This is a genomic window from Aeromonas sp. 604282 (genome assembly GCF_049170575.1).
Taxonomy (GTDB): domain Bacteria; phylum Pseudomonadota; class Gammaproteobacteria; order Enterobacterales; family Aeromonadaceae; genus Aeromonas; species Aeromonas veronii_A.
Map to the genome: position 1 here is coordinate 156,316 of NZ_JAAKMV010000005.1, position 21,738 is coordinate 178,053.

Annotated in this window: 18 protein-coding genes and 1 tRNA gene; 6 read left to right on the forward strand and 13 right to left on the reverse strand. The window is 58.7% G+C overall.

Translation table 11 applies throughout. From position 1 onward, the window contains the following. Nucleotides 1-189: 189 nt before the first annotated feature. The 5 genes from phoU to tadA form a co-directional block, all read right to left on the reverse strand. Nucleotides 190-900: a phosphate signaling complex protein PhoU gene (gene phoU / locus G5367_RS08595; protein ID WP_005334097.1), complete on the reverse strand. Its 711-nt coding sequence runs from the start codon at nucleotides 898-900 to the stop codon at nucleotides 190-192. 108 nt (nucleotides 901-1,008) lie between these two features. Beyond that, the gene (pstB, locus tag G5367_RS08600; protein ID WP_216954080.1) at nucleotides 1,009-1,827 is read right to left on the reverse strand and encodes a phosphate ABC transporter ATP-binding protein PstB; all 819 of its coding nucleotides are present in this window, start codon (nucleotides 1,825-1,827) and stop codon (nucleotides 1,009-1,011) included. 110 nt (nucleotides 1,828-1,937) lie between these two features. Beyond that, nucleotides 1,938-3,587 (reverse strand): phosphate ABC transporter permease PstA, encoded by a 1,650-nt coding sequence (gene pstA / locus G5367_RS08605; RefSeq protein WP_042012620.1) that lies wholly within the window; start codon nucleotides 3,585-3,587, stop codon nucleotides 1,938-1,940. 32 nt (nucleotides 3,588-3,619) lie between these two features. After that, nucleotides 3,620-5,857 (reverse strand): ABC transporter permease subunit, encoded by a 2,238-nt coding sequence (locus tag G5367_RS08610; protein ID WP_421243981.1) that lies wholly within the window; start codon nucleotides 5,855-5,857, stop codon nucleotides 3,620-3,622. A gap of 204 nt (nucleotides 5,858-6,061) precedes the next feature. Further along, on the reverse strand, nucleotides 6,062-6,619 hold the full coding sequence (gene tadA / locus G5367_RS08615; RefSeq protein WP_421244010.1) for a tRNA adenosine(34) deaminase TadA: 558 nt from the start codon (nucleotides 6,617-6,619) through the stop codon (nucleotides 6,062-6,064). A gap of 249 nt (nucleotides 6,620-6,868) precedes the next feature. Between tadA and G5367_RS08620 the strand changes: the two genes are divergently transcribed. The 4 genes from G5367_RS08620 (at nucleotide 6,869) to aceA (ending at nucleotide 10,993) form a co-directional block, all read left to right on the forward strand. Then, a tRNA-Pro gene (locus G5367_RS08620) sits at nucleotides 6,869-6,945 on the forward strand. A gap of 224 nt (nucleotides 6,946-7,169) precedes the next feature. Continuing rightward, a complete protein-coding gene (locus G5367_RS08625) occupies nucleotides 7,170-7,310 on the forward strand; it encodes a hypothetical protein (RefSeq protein ID WP_005334106.1) in 141 nt (46 codons plus the stop codon). Nucleotides 7,311-7,998: 688 nt separating this feature from the next. After that, nucleotides 7,999-9,606, forward strand: a complete 1,608-nt coding sequence (gene aceB / locus G5367_RS08630) for a malate synthase A (RefSeq protein ID WP_167572144.1) — start codon at nucleotides 7,999-8,001, stop codon at nucleotides 9,604-9,606. Nucleotides 9,607-9,679: 73 nt separating this feature from the next. Beyond that, nucleotides 9,680-10,993: an isocitrate lyase gene (gene aceA, locus G5367_RS08635; protein WP_139406426.1), complete on the forward strand. Its 1,314-nt coding sequence runs from the start codon at nucleotides 9,680-9,682 to the stop codon at nucleotides 10,991-10,993. 106 nt (nucleotides 10,994-11,099) lie between these two features. Here the strand turns inward: aceA and hda are convergent, their stop codons facing one another. The 3 genes from hda to upp form a co-directional block, all read right to left on the reverse strand. Beyond that, nucleotides 11,100-11,801 (reverse strand): DnaA inactivator Hda, encoded by a 702-nt coding sequence (hda, locus tag G5367_RS08640; protein WP_013723920.1) that lies wholly within the window; start codon nucleotides 11,799-11,801, stop codon nucleotides 11,100-11,102. A gap of 102 nt (nucleotides 11,802-11,903) precedes the next feature. After that, nucleotides 11,904-12,923, reverse strand: a complete 1,020-nt coding sequence (locus G5367_RS08645; RefSeq protein ID WP_139406423.1) for a DUF2066 domain-containing protein — start codon at nucleotides 12,921-12,923, stop codon at nucleotides 11,904-11,906. Nucleotides 12,924-13,073: 150 nt separating this feature from the next. Continuing rightward, nucleotides 13,074-13,700, reverse strand: a complete 627-nt coding sequence (upp, locus tag G5367_RS08650) for a uracil phosphoribosyltransferase (RefSeq protein WP_005334115.1) — start codon at nucleotides 13,698-13,700, stop codon at nucleotides 13,074-13,076. A 176-nt stretch (nucleotides 13,701-13,876) separates the two neighbouring features. On the opposite strand from upp, the gene purM reads away from it, so the two are divergent. Together purM and purN are read left to right on the forward strand one after the other, a co-directional pair. After that, complete coding sequence (gene purM, locus G5367_RS08655) at nucleotides 13,877-14,914, forward strand: phosphoribosylformylglycinamidine cyclo-ligase (protein WP_421243982.1); 1,038 nt, start codon at nucleotides 13,877-13,879, stop codon at nucleotides 14,912-14,914. A 32-nt stretch (nucleotides 14,915-14,946) separates the two neighbouring features. Beyond that, a complete protein-coding gene (gene purN / locus G5367_RS08660) occupies nucleotides 14,947-15,585 on the forward strand; it encodes a phosphoribosylglycinamide formyltransferase (protein ID WP_421243983.1) in 639 nt (212 codons plus the stop codon). A gap of 117 nt (nucleotides 15,586-15,702) precedes the next feature. On the opposite strand, the gene G5367_RS08665 is transcribed toward purN, so the two are convergent. The 5 genes from G5367_RS08665 to G5367_RS08685 form a co-directional block, all read right to left on the reverse strand. Next, nucleotides 15,703-16,464 carry a Nif3-like dinuclear metal center hexameric protein gene (locus tag G5367_RS08665; protein WP_216979065.1) on the reverse strand — a complete coding sequence of 254 codons (762 nt, stop codon included), beginning with the start codon at nucleotides 16,462-16,464 and terminating at the stop codon, nucleotides 15,703-15,705. A 159-nt stretch (nucleotides 16,465-16,623) separates the two neighbouring features. Then, nucleotides 16,624-17,967 (reverse strand): sigma-54-dependent transcriptional regulator, encoded by a 1,344-nt coding sequence (locus tag G5367_RS08670; RefSeq protein WP_421243984.1) that lies wholly within the window; start codon nucleotides 17,965-17,967, stop codon nucleotides 16,624-16,626. Then, a complete protein-coding gene (locus tag G5367_RS08675; protein ID WP_337072999.1) occupies nucleotides 17,964-18,998 on the reverse strand; it encodes a sensor histidine kinase in 1,035 nt (344 codons plus the stop codon). Before G5367_RS08675 ends, G5367_RS08670 begins: the two co-directional genes overlap by 4 nt. 106 nt (nucleotides 18,999-19,104) lie before the next feature. Beyond that, the gene (locus G5367_RS08680; protein ID WP_005344552.1) at nucleotides 19,105-20,526 is read right to left on the reverse strand and encodes a sigma-54 dependent transcriptional regulator; all 1,422 of its coding nucleotides are present in this window, start codon (nucleotides 20,524-20,526) and stop codon (nucleotides 19,105-19,107) included. A gap of 268 nt (nucleotides 20,527-20,794) precedes the next feature. Next, on the reverse strand, nucleotides 20,795-21,673 hold the full coding sequence (locus G5367_RS08685; RefSeq protein ID WP_421243985.1) for a DUF2726 domain-containing protein: 879 nt from the start codon (nucleotides 21,671-21,673) through the stop codon (nucleotides 20,795-20,797). Nucleotides 21,674-21,738 lie beyond the last annotated feature (65 nt).

A 21,738-nucleotide genomic window follows, 5' to 3' on the forward strand; every position in this document is an offset into this window, starting at 1 on the left:
ATTAACCTATTGCTACACCCGCCTTAGCACAAGACGGCAAACTGGGCCCGGGAGACCGGACCGTGAGCCCATCCGGGACTCACACAGGGGGAGTATTCTATCAGAAAACAGCCAGTTGGGGGCTTTATCTTACTCCGACCAGTTATGCAACAAAAAAGGCGCTTCACGCGCCTTTTTATTCACTTCCGGTTAGCCCTTGCCCAGCAGGGTGCCCAGATCGTCCGCCTTGGTGTGGCGCACATCCTTGCCTTTCACGTAGTAGACGATGTACTCGCAGATGTGCTGGCAGCGATCGCCGACCCGCTCGATGGCTCGCGCCGCCCACAGGACGTTGAGAACCTGGGGGATAGTGCGGGGATCTTCCATCATGTAGGTCATCAGCTCGCGGATGATGGACTCGTACTCGCGGTCTACCTTGTCATCTTCCTTGTAGACCGCCAACGCCGCATCCAGATCCATGCGGGCGAAAGCGTCGAGCACATCGTGCAGCATCTTGATGGTGCGACGGCCCATGTTCTCCAGCGACACCAGCGGCGGCTGCGGCTTGTTGGCGTTGTCGGTCAGCATGCGTGCGATCTTGTCGGCCACGTCGCCAATACGCTCCAGATCAGTGATGGTCTTGATGATGGCCATCACCAGTCGCAGGTCGGAGGCAGTCGGCTGACGCTTGGCGATGATGCGGGTGCACTCCTCGTCGATCGCCACTTCCATCGCGTTGACCTTGTGGTCGTTGGCCACGATCTTGCGCGCCGCATCGAGATCCTGATCGTGGATCGCCGCAATGGCGTCGGTGAGCTGCTGCTCCACCAGACCGCCCATCACCAGCACCTGGTTGCGCACGCTCTCTAGCTCGGCATTAAACTGACCGGAGATGTGTTTATTGAGGTTCATATTGTCCATACAAATAATCCTTGATTGCTCCGATTATGCCTTAGCCGTTGAACTGACCGGTAATCTGTTTATTGCTGCTCATCATGTTCATATCCATAACCCTGGCTCAACCACGCCTTAGCCATAGCGACCAGTGATGTAATCCTCGGTCTTCTTCTTGGCCGGTGTAGTGAAGATGGTGTTGGTATCCGAGTACTCGATAAGCTCGCCCATATACATGAAGGCGGTCTGATCCGACACCCGCGCAGCCTGTTGCATGTTGTGGGTCACAATCACCACGGTGAACTGGCTCTTGAGCTCGTTGATCAACTCCTCGATGGTGAGGGTGGAGATGGGGTCGAGCGCCGATGTCGGTTCATCGAGCAGCAACACTTCCGGCTCGATGGCGATGGCGCGGGCGATCACCAGACGCTGCTGCTGACCCCCGGAGAGACCGAAAGCGTTGTCGTGCAGACGATCCTTCACTTCGTCCCACAGGGCCGCACCGCGCAGGGAGCGCTCGGCGGCCTCATCCAGAGTGCGGCGATCGTTGATCCCCTGCAGGCGCAGACCATAGACCACGTTCTCGTAAATAGACTTGGGGAACGGGTTCGGGCGCTGGAACACCATGCCCACCTGACGGCGCAGGGCGGAGACATCCACGCTCTTGTCATAGATGTTGTGGCCGTGCAGCAGGATCTCCCCGTCGATGCGGCAGATCTCCACCAGATCGTTCATCCGGTTGATGCAGCGCAGCAGGGTCGATTTGCCACAGCCTGACGGGCCGATAAAGGCGGTCACCTGCCCTTTGGGGATCTTCATGTTGACGTTGAACAACGCCTGCTTGCTGCCGTAGTACAGGTTGAGATCCTTCACCTCCAGCGCGGTCTGCTCCGGGCTCAGGTTAAGCAGGTCCAGCGCGGTGTGCTGGGTAGACGTGGTCGTTACGTTGATCATCTGTTACCTCAAAATCTGTCGGTGGCGGCGGGCAATCTCATCGCCCGCGGCCGGAACGCTTGGCTGGCAGGGAACCCTGTCCCCTGCCCGTCTCTGTGGTGGCTGGCCTATCAATGTTCCAGCGACCGGAATTTCTCGCGCAAGTGGTTACGAATACCGATAGCGGTCAGGTTCAGACCCACGATCACCGTCACCAGCAGGAAGGAGGTGGCATAGACCAGCGGGCGGGCCGCCTCGACGTTGGGGCTCTGGAAGCCGACGTCATAGATGTGGAAGCCCAGGTGCATGAACTTGCGCTCCACATGCAGATACGGGAAGTTGCCATCCATCGGCAGGGTCGGTGCCAGTTTCACCACCCCCACCAGCATCAGTGGCGCCACTTCACCGGCTGCACGGGCAATAGCCAGAATAAGGCCGGTCATGATGGCCGGGCTCGCCATCGGCAGCACGATGCGCCACAGGGTCTCGGCCTGGGTGGCGCCCAGTGCCAACGAGCCCTGACGGATGGTGCTCGGGATCCGCGCCAGCCCCTCTTCGGTGGAGACGATCACCACCGGCAGGGTCAGGATGGCCAGGGTCAGCGCCGACCAGATCACGCCAGGTGAACCAAAGGTCGGGCTCGGCAGCGCTTCCGGGTAGAACAGCTGATCCAGCGAGCCACCGAGCGTGTAGACGAAGAAGCCCAGACCAAACACGCCGTAGACGATGGAGGGCACGCCCGCCAGATTGATCACCGCGATGCGGATGATCTTGGTCAGGCTGTTCTTGCCTGCGTACTCGTGCAGGTAGACCGCCGCCACCACGCCGAGCGGGGTCACGATGATCGCCATCAGGAACACCATGAAGACGGTGCCGAAGATGGCCGGGAAGACGCCGCCCTCGGTGTTCGCCTCACGGGGATCGTCGGATACAAACTTGCCGATCTGGTGGAACCAGTGACCCACCTTGGCCAGCAGGCTCATGTCGTTGGGCCATACCACATCCAGTACCCTGGACATGGGCATGGTCACCAGCTCGCCACGCATATCCTTGACGGTGATGCTGTCCCGGTCAGCCTGACTGCGCAGTGAGAAGAGCTCTTTTTCCAGCACCTGATAACGATCGTTAAGGGCCTGACGTTCACGCTCCAGCTGAGCTTTCAGCTGATCGGTCAGCTTCTCTTCCAGCTCGGCCTTGCGCTCTTTCAGGCGCAGCCGCTCCAGCTGATAGTTGATGCTGCCGATGTCCCCTTTTTGCAGATCGTTGGCCTGTTCGGAGAGGGCATTGGCTCTCGCCAGCACCCGCTGCAGGGCAGGATGCAGATCCGAAGTCAGCTCGCGGCCATCCTCTTTTACCCCGACGATATAACCGTAGAAGTTACCGTTGGTGGCACGCTCAACCATGGCCAGCTCGGCTGGCTGGCTCTGGGACTTGATGTCCGTCTCCAATACCCAGCGAAAATCGAGGTCGACGAACTCACGGTTGCCGGTCTTGACCAGATAGCGGGTCAGCAGCTCGCGCTCTTCCCCCTCCAGCGGCAGACCTGCGGCGCGCAGTCGCTCCACCGGCACCAGCTCGCGATCGTTGATCTCGCCGATCAGCACGCTCTTGTTGCCGCTGGCGTCCTCCAGCTGCCACTCATAGATGGGGTGCGGCCAGAAGTAGACCAGACCACGCCATCCGATCAGCAGCAGCAGACCCAGTACCGCCACCAGACTCAGGCTGACGGCTCCGCCGGTCATCCAGATCCAGGGGGCCCCTGATTTAAACCACTTACCCATTGTCGATTCCTTGTCCATTACAGAGCCGCCCCTTACATCGAGCTGTATTTTTCACGCAACCGCTGACGGACAAACTCGGCCAGGGTGTTGAACAAAAAGGTGAACACAAACAGGACGAAGGCCGCGAGGAACAGTACCCGATAGTGGGAACTGCCCACTTCCGATTCCGGCATCTCCACCGCGATGTTGGCGGCGAGGGTGCGCAGCCCCTGGAACATGGAGAAGTCCATGATGGGGGTGTTGCCGGTAGCCATCAGCACGATCATGGTCTCGCCCACGGCGCGGCCGAGGCCCATCATCACCGCAGAGAAGATGCCCGGGCTCGCGGTGAGGATCACCACCCGGCTCAGGGTCTGCCACGGGGTGGCCCCCAGCGCCAGCGAGCCTTGGGTCAGGTGCTTGGGCACCGAGAAGACCGCATCTTCAGCGATGGAGAAGATGGTGGGGATGACCGCAAAGCCCATGGCGATACCGACCACCAGCGAGTTGCGCTGGTCAAACTTGATGCCCATTTCGTGAGTCAGCCAGATGCGCGAATCGCCGTGCATAAAAGCATTCTCGATGAGCGGGCTCAGGGCGAAGGCCCCCCAGCCAATCAGCAGCAGCACCGGGATCAGCAGGATGGCGTGCCACCCATCCGGCAGCAAGGACTTGCCGCGCTCCGGCAGATAGTTCCAGAGCAGTGCAGTCAGCAGCATCCCCATCGGCAGCAATACCAGTAGCAGGATCACCCCGGGCAGCGCCCCCTCGATGATCGGCGCCAACCACAGACCCGCCAGGAAGCCCAGGATAACGGTCGGCAGCGCCGCCATGATCTCGACCGTCGGCTTGACGTATTTGCGCAGCCCCGCCGACATGAAGTAGGCGGTATAGATGGCACCGGCCACGCCGAGCGGCACAGCAAACACCATGGCGTAGAAAGAGGCTTTCAGCGTACCGAATACCAGCGGCACCAAACTCAGCTTGGCTTCAAAGTCGTTGCTGGCGGAGGTGGATTGCCACACATACTGGGGCTCCGGATACCCTTCGTACCACACCTGTTGCCAGAGGGCAGACCAGGTCACTTCGGGGTGCTCGTTCTCCACCGAGAAGAGCTTGAAGGTATTCCCTTGCTGCATCAGCAACAGGTTGTGACGGGGGGAGATGGCCAGAGCAGAGAGTTCGCCCCCTTCCACCGTCTCGGTCAGCAGCTTGGTCTCGCCGGTGGCGTGGAAGAAGCTGATGATGCCGTCCTTGTCGGCACTGATGAAGCCTTTGCGAAAGTGCTCGGGAGTCAGCAGATCTACCGCGCCATCGCCCTTGAAGTCACGAATTTGGGTGAACTGGCGTTTGCCATCCTTCGCCACTTCGAACCACTGGGAAATCACGCCGTTGTCATTACCCACCAGCAGTGAAGAGGCGCCGGAGAGCAGCTGAACCCGGGTCACATTGGCGTTGGGGGCATTGATCTCCAACACGTTGCGCAGGGAGATTTCGCTCAGGTTATGAATGTCATAGACGGAGAGGCGATTGCCCTCGCGCACGAACAGGATCCGCAGATTGGGGGTAAGCAACATCTGATCCACATGGCGCGGCAGGGAGGGAATCGTATAGTTTTCACTGCTCCACTCAATCTCCCCGGAGATGAAGTTCTCCTCACCGCTCATCACCGTCATCACACCACGACCATCTTCGGTCACGGCGGCGGTCGCCATCTTGTCCTTGGTGGCTTCGAACACCATCAGTTGCAGTGCCTTCCCTTGCGGGTCGATCACCACAGGCTCTTCGCCGAAGGGATATTGCAGGCTGGGTTCAATCACCCGCACATCGTTGGGATAGGAGACCTTGAACGCTGGCTGGACGACCTGCGCCTTACCATCGGCAAAGCCGTAGGCGATCAGCCGCTGACCAGGAGCAGGGGTCGCTACCGTGGTGATGTCACCAGCAACCTGGGCCTGACCCAGTGACTGGCCGACCTTGATCTTGTCATCTCCCTGCACCGCAAAGAAGTTGACCTGCCCTTTATCGCTGAAGCGATAGCCGATCTCGTTCTGCTCTTCCACGCCGAGCCAGGCGGTCTTCCCTGCGGCAGGCAGGGTAAACGAGGCGGTCTGCTCCATGGAGGCGCCATTGAAGATGGGTTTCACCACATAGAGCAGATAAAAGAAGATAAGCAGCAGCGCCACCAGTACCAGAGCTCCGCCTGTGGTGACGCCATATTTGGCCAATTTATCCTTGATCCGGCGTTTTCTACTGCCCGCCATGACCAGGTTTAACGATTCCGATGACATGCAAGACCTCAATGTAAGCTAGGCTTCGCGGCATTATATGGCGGTTGCATGACAGTTTTGTTACATCGAGAGTGCTTTAACAGAGGTTGTTAACGGAAAAATGGGCGGGGATCCTTTCGAAGGAAGATGGACGCAATATATTGTTTATAAAGGGATATTTATGAGGATAATCAGCAAGGGCAGCCTGCGCTGCCCCCGAATGATTCAGGAAAGGGTATCGTTTGATTGTTGCAGCGCCAGTTTGGCCGCCTTTTTTTCGGCGCGGCGGCGCTTGAAGAAGGCCGACAACTGAGCCGAGCAGGCATCGGCCAGCACGCCGCCGGTCAGCTCGACTCTATGATTGTGGCGCGGGTCCTGCAAGATCTCGAACACCGACCCCGCGGCACCGGTCTTGAGATCTCGGGCGCCGTAAACCACCCGCTTGACCCGGCTATGGATCAGCGCACCGGCACACATACAGCAGGGCTCCAGCGTCACATAAAGAGTGGTGTCGAGCAGGCGGTAGTTCGCCAGCTGCTTGCCCGCCGCCCGGATTGCCATCACCTCGGCATGGGCACAGGCATCGTGTTCGCTGATGGAGCGGTTCCACCCCTCTCCCACCACCTGACCATCCAGCACCAGTACGGCACCGACCGGGATCTCGCCAATCCCTTCGGCCCGGGCGGCCAATGCCATGGCATGGCGCATCCACTGTTCGTCCTGCTCGGTTTGGCTCTGTGCCTGACTCGGTATTTCTGGGACCTCTAATGGTTTCACGCCCATCCCCTCTTTATATTGTTCAATTGTGCTGTTTACATTCCAGCTATCCATACATTTCAGATGAATCCATAGATAGCAGGCATGATAGCTCGCAGTGACAGGGCGGCGATTATGCCAAATCTGCACGTCAGACCCAAGCCGCATCCCGACTGAGCAATAAAGAAGCAATCGGCATCTCTATGATAAAAAAGGAGTTGCACCCGTTTGGCCATGCTATTAGACTTCCTCCCCGTCAGCCGAGTCTGACTCCGTCGGTGTGTAGCGCAGCCAGGTAGCGCATCTGCATGGGGTGTAGAGGGTCGGAGGTTCGAATCCTCTCACACCGACCATTTTCCCCGAGAATAGCCCAGTCAAACGACTGGGCTATTTTTTTGCCTCCGATTTATCCTCCTGACAACGCCAGCCTACCAAGAACAAAAAACACTCAGAACCACTTGAATCTTTTTGCCGAACTCATTAAGATGCGCAACTTTCCGCCGGTAGACAACACAGGGAGGTGGAAACACGAGTGAAGGGATCACTTGTCCGGCTTGCGTGCAACACAGGACCAGGCATGAACCAGAACACCGATTTCGCACCCGCCATTACGCTTTATTCCGTTCCTCACGACACCCCTTGCCACACCGAAAGCGAAAATGAACAGGTCATCCAGCTGGATGTGATCGATCTTGCCGAACCGGATGATGACTATTGAGCCCGGCCAGATGGCCGCTCAATCACTGGGGCATCGCCTGTTCAACACACTCAGTTTCACACCCTTGGCGAGAAATCTGCAAAAAACAACAAACTGCTAATTCTATCAAGGATGGCAGTATTATTGACTAATGCGTCTCCCTCTTCCCTCCCCGGCATCCCCCCCGACAATTGATACAAACCTACGTTATTGCGCTTCACTTTCCATCGTTGCAACCGCTGGTGCCAACAGAGCCTGCATCACCACACCAAGTTTAAAACACACGTTCACCAACTAGATCTAGCAATAGCAAAACATTCATTGCCACATTCAAACGCACTTTATACGGCTGTTTTGGCAAAGCCTGGAGTTAGGTCGGGATTTGTTTTTGCATCTGTAATTTTATTACGTAATAAGTTACAGAACGAGGGGCAAGGTAACGGCCCAAATTAGCCGTTGTCAGATGGGAAAAAGCAGGAGCATAACCATCTGCGTAGAGTTTTTATACCAACCAAATAAAGCAATAAAAAACATCAACTTAACTATATCAAAAAAACAGGCGTTTAAAAAAAACTGTTGACGTAATCAACAATATTTCGCACCTTATCAATCGTGTTATCCCGTTGTTGCGGGAACGTTTCAGGAACAGGGATTCGACTTTAGTCGTAGTTAGTAAGTTCAAAATGTAATTCTCAAAGGAGTGAACCTTATGTCGGCACCGGCTCAGACCCACTGCAGCGCCCGCCTTCGCATCCAGGGCGAGATGCTGCCCGAATACGCGCAAATTCTGACGCCGGACGCGGTGGCTCTGGTCTCCGAACTGGTGGAACGTTTTGCTCCCCAAAGAGGGGAATTGCTGAAACAACGTGTGGCACGTCAGGCCCGTATCGATGGTGGCGAGCTGCCGGACTTCCTGCCGGAAACCGCCCACATCCGTGAAGGTGACTGGACCATTCGCGGCATTCCTGCCGACCTGCAAGACCGCCGTGTGGAGATCACAGGCCCGGTCGAGCGCAAGATGGTGATCAACGCCCTCAACGCCAACGTCAAGGTGTTCATGGCGGATTTCGAGGATTCACTGGCACCCGCCTGGAACAAGGTGATCGAGGGCCAAATCAACCTGCGCGATGCGGTCAACGGCACCATTTCTTACACCAGTCCGGAAGGTAAGGCTTATACCCTGAACCCCAATCCGGCCGTCCTCATTTGCCGGGTGCGCGGTCTGCACCTGCCGGAAAAACATGTCACCTTCGATGGCGAACCCATCCCCGGCGGCCTGTTCGATTTTGCCCTCTACTTCCTGCACAACTATCAGGCACTGCTGGCCAAAGGCTCGGGCCCCTACTTCTACGTGCCCAAGTTGCAGAGCCATCTGGAAGGGCGTTGGTGGAGCGAGGTGTTCGCCTGGACCGAGGACAAGTTCGGTCTGCCCCGTGGCACCATTAAGGCCACCGTGCTGATTGAAACCCTGCCAGCCGTATTCGAGATGGATGAGCTGCTCTATCAGATGAAGGATCACATCGTTGCGCTGAACTGCGGCCGCTGGGACTACATCTTCAGCTATATCAAAACCTTGAAGAACCATCCGGATCGGGTACTGCCTGATCGTCAGGTGGTGACCATGGACAAGCCGTTCCTCTCCGCCTACTCGCGGCTGCTGATCAAGACCTGCCACAAGCGCGGAGCGCTGGCGATGGGCGGTATGGCGGCCTTTATTCCGGCCAAGGATGCCGCCGTCAACGAGCAGGTCTTCGCCAAGGTCAAGGCCGACAAGGAGCGCGAAGCCAACAACGGCCACGATGGCACCTGGGTCGCCCACCCTGGCCTGGCCGATACCGCCATGGCGGTGTTCAATGCCACCATTGCGGCTGGTGCCAAGAACCAGATCGGCGTGCTGCGTGAGCAGGATGCCCCCATCACCGCCGCCGACCTGCTGGCACCCTGTGAGGGCGAGCGCACCGAGGCGGGGATGCGCACCAATATCCGGGTTGCCCTGCAATATCTGGAGGCCTGGATCAACGGCAACGGCTGCGTGCCCATCTACGGTCTGATGGAAGATGCCGCCACCGCCGAGATCTCCCGTACCTCCATCTGGCAGTGGATCCGCCACGGCAAGAGCCTGTCGAATGGCAAGGTGGTGACCAAAGAGCTGTTCCGCCAGATGCTGGCCGAGGAGCTGGAGGTGGTCAAAGCCGAGGTGGGCGCCGCACGCTGGCAAGCAGGACGCTTTGCCGAGGCGAGTGAACTGATGGAAGAGATCACCTGCGCCGACACCCTGATCGATTTTCTGACGCTGCCCGGTTACGAGCGGCTCTGAATCACGGGCCCCCAGCGGGGCTCGCCAATAACAAGTCAATGGAAACGTGAAATCAATGAAAGAGGGAACTGATATGGCACTGACCCGTGAGCAACAGATCCAGGCTATCGAGAAAGACTGGGCGGAAAACCCCCGCTGGAAAGGGATCAAGCGCGGCTACAGCGCCGAAGATGTGGTGAACCTGCGCGGCAGCTTGCAGCCGGTGCACACCCTGGCTCAGCGCGGTGCCGACAAGCTGTGGGGCCTGATCCACGGCGACGCCAAGAAAGGCTACGTCAACTGCCTCGGCGCCCTGACCGGTGGTCAGGCGGTGCAGCAGGCCAAGGCGGGGATCGAGGCGATCTACCTCTCCGGCTGGCAGGTGGCGGCGGATAACAACTTGTCCTCCACCATGTATCCGGATCAGTCCCTCTACCCGGCCAACTCTGTACCGTCCGTGGTGGAGCGCATCAACAACTCCTTCGCCCGTGCCGACCAGATCCAGTGGGCCAACAAGATCGGGCCGCAGGACGAGGGTTTTATCGACTACTTCCTGCCTATCGTGGCCGATGCGGAAGCCGGTTTCGGTGGCGTATTGAACGCCTTCGAACTGATGAAGGGAATGATTGAAGCGGGCGCCGCTGGCGTGCACTTCGAAGATCAGCTCGCTTCCGTCAAGAAGTGTGGCCATATGGGCGGCAAGGTGCTGGTACCGACTCAGGAAGCGGTGCAAAAGCTGGTTGCCGCCCGTCTGGCAGCCGATGTGTGCGGCACCACCACCCTGGTGATCGCCCGTACCGACGCCAACGCCGCTGACCTGCTGACCACCGACGCCGACCCGTACGATGCAGACTTCCTGACTGGCGAGCGCACTGCCGAAGGGTTCTACAAGGTGCGTGCCGGTATCGATCAGGCCATCGCTCGCGGTCTGGCTTACGCCCCCTACGCCGACATGGTGTGGTGTGAAACCGCCAAGCCGGATCTGGACGAAGCGCGTAAATTTGCCGAAGCAATCAAGGCCAAGTTCCCGGATCGCATCCTGGCCTACAACTGCTCCCCGAGCTTCAACTGGAAGAAGAATCTGGACGATGCCACCATCGCCCGCTTCCAGCAGGAGCTCTCCGATATGGGTTACAAGTACCAGTTCATCACCCTCGCGGGTATCCACAACATGTGGTTCCACATGTACGAGCTGGCCTACCAGTACGCCCGTGGCGAAGGGATGAAGCACTACGTCGAGATGGTGCAGGAGCCGGAATTTGCCGCCGCCAGCCGTGGTTACACCTTCGTGGCCCACCAGCAGGAGGTAGGTACCGGTTACTTCGACAAGGTGACCACCGTCATTCAGGGTGGCCAATCCTCGGTCACCGCACTGACCGGCTCCACCGAAGAAGATCAGTTCCACTGATAGGCAGAGCCCTTTGAAATAGCAAAACCCCGGTCTGAAGCCGGGGTTTCTTTTTATCTGCCACTCAAACGAAAGTCAGGTGCACAACCGCACACCGCCGAGAGGATCAGAGCTCGAGGATCTCTTTAACAAAGGGGATGGTGAGCTTGCGCTTGGCGCGAAATGAGGCATTGTCGAGCTGATTGAGAGTGGTGAGCAGGGTGCGCATATCGCGGGAGAGTCGGTTCAGCAGGAAGCGGCCCACATCGATGGGCAGTTTGAAGCCCCGCAGCTCGGCACGCAGCTGCAGGGCACTGAGCTTGCCTTCGTCATCCAGCTCTTCGAGATGGAAACTCACCCCCCAGTCGAGGCGCGAAGCGAGATCCGGCAGCTGCAGCCCCAGTTTGCGCGGTGCGCTGCAGCCGGTGACCACCAGCGTTCCCTCGCCCTTCTCCTGCCAGCGGTTATAGAAATCGAACAGCGCCCGCTCCCACACGGCATTGCCGGCGATCGCCTCAAGGCTGTCGAGACAGACCAGCGGCAAGCTTTCGAGGGCATCGAGCATGCTGGGGTCGAGCTGTTCAAACTGATCGAGGGAGAGATAGGCCGCCGCCGCATCGCGGGCGTTGACCTCGGCACAGGTGGCGTGGAGCAGATGAGAGCGTCCGGATCCCTTGGCTCCCCAGAAATAGAGGAAAGGCGATCCCTGACCGATGGCCGCGTTTTTGAGAGCGGTGATCAGATGAGCATTGTTGCCGGGATAAAAACTGACGAAGGTTTCATCATCCGGTAGTTGTACGGCTAAAGACAGTTGGGCCGGTTGCTTCACTCGTTGGGCTTTGACTGTGACATTTGTGGCTAAGTGTACCATCGCAATGGCAGATAGAGAACCGCCCGGGCAAGCCGGGCGGTCTACAAAAGCCTTATAAAATCAGGGCTGCGACCATTGGTAACGCAAACCGCTGCCATTATCGTCAACCTTGCGCAAACGACTCTCAAGCTGCAGCGCCCGCACCAGCTCGGCCTGATCCCCTTGCAGGGTAAAGTTGAAGGTGACCTGGTCTCCCTCCAGCTTGCCGATCGCCACCTTGCTGACGTTGGCCATCCCCTGCAGCATCTTCTGCACGGCGATCATGCTGTCCACTTCGGAGAGGCCATCCACCACCAGGGTCTGGCTGGTTGCCGGACCCGAAATGCGGGCACCGTAGTTTTTCACCAGCCAGGCCGCCAGGGTATCGGCAAACCCTTGCGCCACTTCGGCCTGAGTGCCGGTGCTATTGCCACGGGTCAGCTCGGTCACTTCACCGGCCGCTTTGGGACCGTAGAGTCCCCAATCGATGCTCCACTTGTCACCTTCCGGTGTCAGCTTGCCCAGCACCACCATCTCGGCGCCATAGCGCTGGCTTGCCTGCAAAATCGGGTCGGCAAAGCGTCCCCAGACGTCGGTGGCACTGACCGCCATGTTGTCATCGAGATCCATCAGCGGAATGCTGATGGGTAGCCCCAGCGCCTGGGCCTGCTCGCGCAAGGCTTGCGCCCAACCATCGCTGGATTGATCTGCCAGCAGGCGACGCTCCCCCTGATCCACCACCAGCCAGATCGCCATCTGGGGACGAGCCGGGCCAAGCAGGGCAAACTGGCTCTCGGAGACCAGGCTGTTGACCTTGTCACTCTTGAACTCGGCTTTCAGATACTTGACGGAGTCCTGATCCTGATAGCCATAGCTTTTGACATAGTCGCCCGGGGCCGCCAGCGCTTTGACCACCACCGGCTGGGTGAGGATGTCGCGCTTGCCGGTCACCTTGATCAGTACCTGACCCAGTGCCTGCCCTTGAGCGGCCACCATGTCACCACTGGTCGGGGCCTTGCCCTGATAGAGGTCGGTCACCTGAGCGGCCGAGGCCATGAACGACAAGCCGCAGCAGAGGGCGGTCACAACACGTTTGAACATGAACAGAGTCTCGAAATGGGAGAGTAAGCTTATGGTAGCGGCAAGGAGCGCCCTGCGGCAAGGCTGGCACAAGCGGCCACAAACAGCAGAGCCGGCGATGCGCCGGCTCCGATCACCCCTTCCACATGGGAAGCAGGTCAAGGCATAAACTTATTTGGTACCGAAGATCTTGTCGCCGGCGTCGCCCAGACCCGGCACGATGTAACCTTTCTCGTTCAGCCCCTGGTCGACAGAAGCGCAGTAGAGCTCTACGTCAGGATGAGCGGCTTCCAGCGCCTTGATCCCTTCCGGCGCGGCAACCAGTACCAGCACCTTGATGGATTGGCAGCCTTTCTTCTTCAGCAGATCAATGGTGGCAATCATGGAGCCACCAGTGGCCAGCATCGGATCGATGACCAGCGCCAGACGCTCTTCAATGTTGCTGACAATCTTCTCGAAATAGGGAACCGGTTGCAGGGTCTCTTCATCACGGTAGATACCGACCACGCTGACACGGGCGCTCGGCATGTGCTCCAGTACGCCATCCATCATGCCAAGGCCGGCACGCAGGATGGGTACGACGGTTACCTTCTTGCCTTTGATCTGGTCAACTTCTACTGGCCCATTCCAGCCATCGATGATAACCTTCTCGGTTTCGAAGTCAGAGGTCGCTTCATAGGTCAACAAACTGCCCACTTCTTTGGCCAGTTCACGGAAACGCTTGGTGCTGATATCGCCTTCACGCATCAGACCGATCTTGTGTTTGACCAGGGGGTGTTTGACTTCAACGACTTTCATTATTATCTCCTCTAACCTGCCGCAAAAAAATCGCGGAATCATACAACAAAAGCCACCGCTTGTAGAGCATTTCCGCGCAAAAACGCGCAAACGATTTCCTTTCTGGTTTTTCACCGCCACTGTTAGAATACGCCCCGAATTTTACCCTCCACTTCTTTACATGACGGGGAATACTCGTGACTGACAAAACCTCACTGAGCTACAAGGATGCTGGCGTAGATATCGATGCCGGCAATGCACTGGTTGAACGTATCAAGGGCGTGTCAAAGCGCACTCGTCGTCCTGAAGTCCTTGGTGGTCTTGGCGGCTTTGGGGCCTTGTGTCAAATCCCTGCGGGCTACAAGGAGCCGGTACTGGTCTCCGGTACCGATGGTGTGGGCACCAAGCTGCGGCTGGCCATCGACCTGAAGAAGCACGACACTGTGGGCATCGACCTGGTAGCCATGTGCGTCAATGATCTGATCGTACAGGGCGCCGAGCCGCTGTTCTTCCTCGACTACTATGCTACCGGCAAGCTGGACGTGGACACCGCGGCCGCAGTGGTCACCGGGATCGGTGCCGGTTGCGAGCAGTCAGGCTGTGCCCTGGTGGGCGGCGAGACCGCCGAGATGCCGGGTATGTATGAAGGGGAAGACTACGACATCGCCGGTTTCTGCGTCGGTGTGGTGGAGAAGAGCAAAATTATCGACGGCAGCAAGGTCGGTGAAGGGGATGCCCTGATCGCCCTGGCCGCCAGCGGCCCTCACTCCAATGGCTTCTCCCTGATCCGTAAAATTCTGGAAGTCTCCAAGGCCGACGTGCATCAACCGTTGGGTGACACGACCCTGGCCAACGCCCTGCTGGAGCCGACACGCATCTATGTGAAACCTGTGCTCAAGCTCATCAAGGAGTGCGAGATCCACGCCCTCTCCCACATCACAGGTGGTGGCTTCTGGGAGAACATCCCCCGCGTCCTGCCCACCAACACCCAAGCGGTAATCGATGAGCAGAGCTGGCAGTGGCCGGCAGTGTTCAGCTGGCTGCAGCAGGCTGGCAACGTTACCCGTCACGAGATGTATCGCACCTTCAACTGCGGTGTCGGCATGATCATCGTCCTGCCCGCCAACCAGCTGGAGAAGGCGCTGACCCTGCTCAAGGCGGAAGGCGAAAATGCATGGCATATCGGCCATATCGCCAAGGCAGCCGATGGTGAGGAGCAGGTCGTCATTCAATGAATGACCGGATCAACAGCCAAATGACCTCCCCTATGAAACGCATCCTGGTGCTAATCTCCGGCAGCGGCAGCAACCTGCAGGCGATCATCGACCACTGTGCCAGCGGCAAGATTGCCGGTGAGGTGGTCGGCGTCATCAGCAACAAGGCCGATGCCTATGGTCTGGTTCGCGCCAGAGAGGCAGACGTGGCGACCTCTATTCTGGCCCAGCAGCAGTTTGCCAGCCGGGAGGAGTATGACGCCGCCCTGCTTGCGCTGATGTCAGACTATCAGCCGGACTTGGTGGTGCTGGCCGGGTTTATGCGGATATTGAGCGGCGATCTGGTGCGCCATTTCGCCGGGCGGATGATCAATATCCACCCCTCCCTGCTGCCCAAGTATCAGGGCTTGCACACTCACCAGCGTGCTATCGATGCCGGTGATAGCGAGCATGGCGCCAGCGTCCACTTCGTCACCGAAGAGCTGGATGGTGGCCCGGTGATCCTGCAGGCCCGTGTGCCCATCTTTGAAGGAGACAGTGCGGACGAGGTAGCGGCACGGGTACAGGCGCAGGAGCACAGCATCTATCCGCTGGTGGTACGCTGGTTCTGCGAAGGCAGGCTGCAGATGGTTGATGGCGCCGTACAACTGGATGGCACCTTGCTGGGTGCCGCGGGTTACGCCTGCGAGTAACCGCTAACAACTGCATGTCAGATACAACAAGGGAGGCTTAGGCCTCCCTTGTCATTTCTACCTACCTCACGATGGCTTAGGTCAGGTCCGATTACGCCGCTACGCGGCCAAGCGACCCTAGACCGGATTGTCGATATCGATAAAGGTGACATCCAGCCCATGCACGGTCGCCAGCCACTCCCCCAGCGCCTTGACACCATAACGCTCGGTGGCGTGATGGCCAGCGGCGTAGAAGTGCATCCCCATCTCGCGAGCGGTGTGAATGGTCTGCTCGGAGGCTTCGCCAGAGATAAAGGCATCGATGCCCTGCTCCGCCGCCAGATTGATGTAGCTCTGACCGCCACCGGTGCACCAGGCTACGGAACGGATAAGCTCGGGGCCGCTGTCGCCACAATAGAGTGGTTCGCGGCCAAGGCGATCGGCAATCAGCTTGGCAAAGTCGGCACCATTCATCGGCTCTTCCAGCTTGCCCACCATGGCGACGCTCTTGCTGTTCCACGGCTCCAGACCGCGACGCACCTTGATGTCGAGCAGCTTGGCGAGCTGGGCGTTGTTACCCACCTCGGGATGGACATCCAGCGGTAAATGGTAGGCAAACAGGTTGATATCGTGGGTCAGCAGGGTCTTGAGCCGACGCTGCTTCATGCCGGTGATCTGGGCCGGTTCACCGCTCCAGAAGTAGCCGTGATGGACCAGAATAGCATCGGCCTCGGCAGCCACCGCCGCGTCGATAAGCGCCTGACTGGCGGTGACTCCGGTCACCACCTTGCGAATGCGCTCGCGCCCCTCCACTTGCAAGCCGTTGGGGCAGTAATCCTTTATGGCGTGAGGTTCGAGCAGATGGTTCAGTACGGTTTCGAGTTTTCGATGAGAGATCATAGGGGTCCCTTATTAAGGCTCGGTCCCCTGCTTTACCAATAAAAACAGGGGCCAGGCTCAAAGCGCCAAGGGCCCCATGATAATCGAGCCGGGCTGTCAAGACCATGACAGCGCCAGCACGATGAAGCTTCGCCCTCACTCTCGGGCAAACAACCTGACTCAGGCGGGCAAATCGATCCCCGCATCCCGCATCTGGGCGAGCTTGTAGCGCAGGGTGCGCGGGCTGATGCCGAGTCGGTCCGCGACATCCTTGCGGCTGCCGTTGCACTCTTGCAGGGTGTCGAGAATGATCTGGTGCTCCTGCTGCTTGAGCTCGCTGCCAAGGCGATCACCGCCATAACTGCGCTCCACACAGATCGACTCCATGCTCTCTTCGTCCAGCTCCTCCAGAATGAGGTGCTCCCCATCGATCAGCCCGTCCGGACTGAGGATCAGGGCGCGCTGTACCACGTTGTCCAACTCCCGCACATTGCCGGGCCAGCTGTGTGCTAGCAGCCTCCTCCGTGATGTCTCGGTCAATCTGGGTGTCGGCAACCCCTGCTGGCTGGCATGGAGGGCCAGCAAATGTTCCGCCAGCGGCAGAATGTCACCGGTCCGCTCGTTCAGAGCAGACCAGCGCAGCGGGAAGACGTTGAGACGATAGTAGAGATCTTCGCGAAACAGGCCATCCTGTACCGCTTTTTTCAAATCCCGGTTGCTGGTGGCGATGACCCGCACATCCAGCGGGATCATCTTGCGACTGCCGAGCCGCTCCACCTCTTTCTCCTGCAACACCCGCAGCAATTTGGCTTGCAGCCCCTGATCCATCTCGGTGATCTCGTCAAGCAGCAGGGTGCCCCCCTGCGCCTGCTCGAACTTGCCGGGGCACCCCTGTACCGCACCGGTGAAAGCCCCCTTCTCGTAGCCAAACAGGGTCGCCTCCAGCATGTTTTCCGGAATGGCGGCGCAGTTGATGGCGACGAAAGGCTGCTCGGCGCGGTTGGAGTTGTCGTGAATGTAACGGGCCAACACCTCTTTGCCGGTTCCGCTCGGGCCGGTCACCATCACGGTCGCTTCGCTTCTGGCCACTCGGGTCGCCAGCTGGAACAGCTCGGCGGTTTTGGGATCCCCGTAGACCACGGCGCGCTTCTCCACCTTCTGGGCCGGTACATAACGACTAACCTGATTGAGCAGCACTTCCGGAGAAAAGGGCTTGGCCAGATAATCGATGGCCCCTTCGCGCATGGCACGAACTGCACCGTCGATATTGGCGTAGGCGGTCATCAGCAACACGGGGATCTGTGGATATTGCTGGCGGATGGTGGCCAGCAGCGTCACCCCATCCATCCCCCCCATCTGGATATCGGAGATCACCATGTCAAACGGCTGACGGGAGAGCGCCAGCAGAGCCCGCTCGCCACTGTCCGCTTCACGACACTCATAGCCCCCCAGTAACAGAGTATCCACCAGCGCTTCGCGCAGGCCATTGTCATCTTCAACTACCAGGATCCTGGCCTGTGTCATGCTACACCTCCAAGCTGCACCGGTTGCTGATGCAGGGGGAACGACAGAGTAAAACAGGTGCCTTCACCGGGAACCGAGGCCACACCGACCTCCCCCTGATGGGCACGCACGACGGATTGCACCACCGCCAACCCGAGGCCAGTGCCTTGGGAGCGAGTGGTAAAGAAGGGTTCGAATACCTGACCGAGCTGATGGGAAGGGATCCCCTTGCCATTGTCGATGACCCGTATCTCCACCCGGGCACCACTGCGCACCGCGCTGACCAGCAGCGAGGTGGCCCCTGCCTGCTGAGCATTTGCTATCAGGTTGTTGATGGCTCCCGCCAGCGCACTGCTGTTGGCCAGCAGACAGAGATCGGGCTCAGGCGCCTCCATGTGCAGCTCGCAGCCCTGTTGCTGACAGAAAGCCTCGGCGCCTGCCTGAACTTCAACCATTAGGCCCTGTACCGAGATGGGGGTGACCACCTGACTGTCACCGTTGCGGGCAAACAGCAGGATATCGTTGATCTGCTTCTCCAGATCCTGCAGACGGGCCATCAGCTTTTGCTGAAACTGAGTGCGGGACTCCGGCTTGAGGGTACGGTTGGCCAGGTTGGCGGCATAGAGCATGGCTGCGGAGAGCGGAGTGCGGATCTGGTGGGCGAGCGAAGCCGCCATATTACCGAGTGCCGACAGCCGCTTCATGTGATTGATGCGATCCTGCAGCTTGCGGGTTTCAGTCAGGTCGTTGATAAAGACCAGCTGACCACGCTGATCAGGCAGCGGCTGGGTCGAGAGCTGCACTCGGCGCCCGTCGCGCAGGGAGATCTCGTGGCCATCATCCTCGCGCGGCTCGAAGCAGCGGGCAATGATGTTACGCCAAAGCTCCCCTTCCAGCGGCTCTCCCAGCAGTGAGATGGCAGCTGGATTCGCGCGGGTGACCACACCAGCCCCATCAAGCAGCAACACCCCGGTGGGGAGCGCCTTGAAGATGGCGTAGAGCTGGCTCACTTCGTGTGACTGGAGTGGCATGTCCTGTTGCTGGATTGTCATAAAGCTGACCTCAAACTGGCTATTGGGTCAGGTTATTCAATTTCCATGCCACTAAATTATATGAATTAAAACAATGAATTGTGCGTTGGCGTCAAGGCTTTGACCCTCAGACGTCCTTGCTCATCCCGTACTTTTTCATCTTCTCTACCAGGGTGGTGCGCCGCATGCCGAGCAGATCGGCGGCGCGGGCCACCACCCCGTCCTGAGACTCCAGCGCCTGGCGGATCAACTCCACCTCGAGGTCGGCCAACATTTCCTTGAGATTGACCCCCTCCTCCGGCAACTGCATGGTGCGGGCAGAGGCGAGAGGATGATCCAGTTCCGGCGGCTCCTGGAATACCGCAGCCAGCGCATCCCGCTCATCCAACTCTGTCAGCCGCTCATCCCTCGGTTCACACGGCAGCAGACGATAACGGCTTGGCAGATCCGCCACATCGACAATCTGCTGTGGGTAAAGGATAAGCAGCCGCTCAAGCAGATTGGAAAGCTCGCGTACATTACCCGGCCAGGGATACTGCATCAGTGATTCCAACGCCCGCTGAGTCAGACGGATCACGCTGTGGTGCTGCTCCGCATGACGGTTGAGCAGCTCTTGCAGCAGCAGCGGAATGTCATCGATGCGCTCCCGCAGTGGCGGAGTCTCGATCGGGAAGACGTTGAGACGATAGTAGAGATCTTCACGAAAGCCCTGACTGCGGATCAATGCCTCCAGATCACGGTGGGTCGCCGCAATGATGCGCACATCAGCCTGAATAGGCTTGCCACCACCCACCCGATCAAACAGCCGCTCCTGCAATACCCGCAGCAGTTTGACCTGCATCGGCATCGGCATGTCGCCAATCTCGTCGAGGAACAGGGTGCCCCCCTGCGCCAGCTCGAAACGACCGCGACGGGCTGCGATGGCGCCGGTAAAGGCTCCCTTCTCGTGACCGAACAGTTCGCTCTCCAGCAACTCGGCAGGAATGGCACCACAGTTGATAGGCACAAAGGGGCCACTACTGCGGGCCGAGAGTTCGTGAATGGCACGGGCCACGACCTCTTTGCCGGTTCCGGACTCGCCGAGGATCAGCACGTTGGCATCTGTCTCGGCCACCTGGCTAATGAGGCGACGAACCTCCTGGATCCCTTTTCCTTTACCCACCAGCAAACGCAGTAACGTCTGCCCCTTGTCATGGGTCTGCTGACGGGGATGCAAGGATACAAAGGCCTGACAGAAGTGCAGATGGCGGGTGAGAGATTCATAGGTAAATGGTGAGAGCGCGACCCCGATGAAGTTGCTGTTGGGCAGTTCCTCCTCAACCAGCGAGATAAAGGGGGTACGAGGGAAAGCGGCAAGTAACTCGGGCAAAGTGCGACCAGTCAGCTCACCTACCAGTACCCCTTGCAGTGGGCCGGAAGATTCGATAGCAACATCCAGGTCCCCTTCTGCGACATCCTGCCACAGGATCCCCATAAACGAGAGTACGGTTCCCAACTGCTGGCGCCGCTGCGCATCGGCATCAACAATCAACACGCCCATCTCCACCATATCCATCCCTCGCGACATCCTGAACTAACTTATTGTTTTATTTAGTAATAAAACAGCTACAGACTGTATTTTTGCAAGCACACAAAGTGCCAAAAAACCGACGCATTGTCAAAAATTGTCGTATTCAGGCTAAGTGTATCGACAGAAACGGGAGATTAGATAAATTTTGCCGAGGAATTTTCTCCATGGGCGCCGCGAACAAACGCCACCAATGGCAGAAAGAAAACTGCCCTCGTCAGAGGGCAGCATGTGACACAGTGAAGAGCACTCAGTGGCGATTATGGTTGTGCGGCGCCGCGTAACGACACTCGGGGAAACGGCTGCAAGCCAGAAAGAGTCGACCGGCGTGGGGGCCTTTTTTCGCCTCCCGCTCCACCAGCGGCGCATCACAACGAGGGCAGTGGTGCACTTCATGCTCCTCGTCATCCTCTACATCGGCGAACAAACCATCGACCAGCTCCCCCTCACTCTGTGGCGCCTCCACCATCCCCTTGGCCTGAATGGCGGGCTCGTGGAGCGACGCAGGCGAGATCGCCTCGGCATGGGCAGTGCGGCCACGCATCCCGGCACCGACATCCACGCCATCCAGCAGCAGAGGGTTGAACGTCGGCTCGCGACGCGCCCCGTGCGGCAGATCGTCGATCAGCGGCTCGCTGGTTTTGACCAGCAGCGGCAGGATCTGTTCGCGCAGCTCTTCCACCAGATAGCTGGCACTTGCCGGGATCTGCAGCAACGGCAGACCGGCGCTGTCGCAGGCGGTTTTCAGAAAGAGATCCCGCGCCTTGCGCTTCTGGTGACGGTGGGAACTGTCATCGAGTTCAATGGCGCAGATAAAGGAGAGATCGGCGGGGTGGCAAAGCAGATAGTCGAAATGCTTGGCGCTGATCTTGTTGAAATACTGCTGCCATTTGCTTTTGCCGATCCCGGCCTGCGGCGTCAGCACATCAGCCACCCGCACCTTGGCAAAGACCCGGGCCTTGTCACCCACCGCCAGATCCAGTACCCCGAGGAAAGATCGCTCGGCGGGAGTGAACAGGGTCTCCTGCACATCATAGGGCAGGCGCTTTTGCTGTCTGCCTCTGCTCCAGAAGATCGCCAGCACAAGCAGCGCCAGCAATAGTAATCCCGATAGGACAAGGGTATTCATGAGAGCACGATCCAGTTCACAACACGAAAGGGGAATTACTTTACCACAGCCGCCACGAAGCAAGG

Coding starts and splice junctions, on each gene's coding strand:
- phoU (WP_005334097.1), bottom strand. CDS start 900: ATGGACAATATGAACCTCAATAAACACATCTCCGGTCAGTTTAATGCC.
- pstB (WP_216954080.1), bottom strand. CDS start 1,827: ATGATCAACGTAACGACCACGTCTACCCAGCACACCGCGCTGGACCTG.
- pstA (WP_042012620.1), bottom strand. CDS start 3,587: ATGGGTAAGTGGTTTAAATCAGGGGCCCCCTGGATCTGGATGACCGGC.
- G5367_RS08610 (WP_421243981.1), bottom strand. CDS start 5,857: ATGTCATCGGAATCGTTAAACCTGGTCATGGCGGGCAGTAGAAAACGC.
- tadA (WP_421244010.1), bottom strand. CDS start 6,619: ATGGGCGTGAAACCATTAGAGGTCCCAGAAATACCGAGTCAGGCACAG.
- G5367_RS08625 (WP_005334106.1), top strand. CDS start 7,170: ATGAACCAGAACACCGATTTCGCACCCGCCATTACGCTTTATTCCGTT.
- aceB (WP_167572144.1), top strand. CDS start 7,999: ATGTCGGCACCGGCTCAGACCCACTGCAGCGCCCGCCTTCGCATCCAG.
- aceA (WP_139406426.1), top strand. CDS start 9,680: ATGGCACTGACCCGTGAGCAACAGATCCAGGCTATCGAGAAAGACTGG.
- G5367_RS08645 (WP_139406423.1), bottom strand. CDS start 12,923: ATGTTCAAACGTGTTGTGACCGCCCTCTGCTGCGGCTTGTCGTTCATG.
- upp (WP_005334115.1), bottom strand. CDS start 13,700: ATGAAAGTCGTTGAAGTCAAACACCCCCTGGTCAAACACAAGATCGGT.
- purN (WP_421243983.1), top strand. CDS start 14,947: ATGAAACGCATCCTGGTGCTAATCTCCGGCAGCGGCAGCAACCTGCAG.
- G5367_RS08665 (WP_216979065.1), bottom strand. CDS start 16,464: ATGATCTCTCATCGAAAACTCGAAACCGTACTGAACCATCTGCTCGAA.
- G5367_RS08670 (WP_421243984.1), bottom strand. CDS start 17,967: ATGACACAGGCCAGGATCCTGGTAGTTGAAGATGACAATGGCCTGCGC.
- G5367_RS08675 (WP_337072999.1), bottom strand. CDS start 18,998: ATGACAATCCAGCAACAGGACATGCCACTCCAGTCACACGAAGTGAGC.
- G5367_RS08680 (WP_005344552.1), bottom strand. CDS start 20,526: ATGGTGGAGATGGGCGTGTTGATTGTTGATGCCGATGCGCAGCGGCGC.
- G5367_RS08685 (WP_421243985.1), bottom strand. CDS start 21,673: ATGAATACCCTTGTCCTATCGGGATTACTATTGCTGGCGCTGCTTGTG.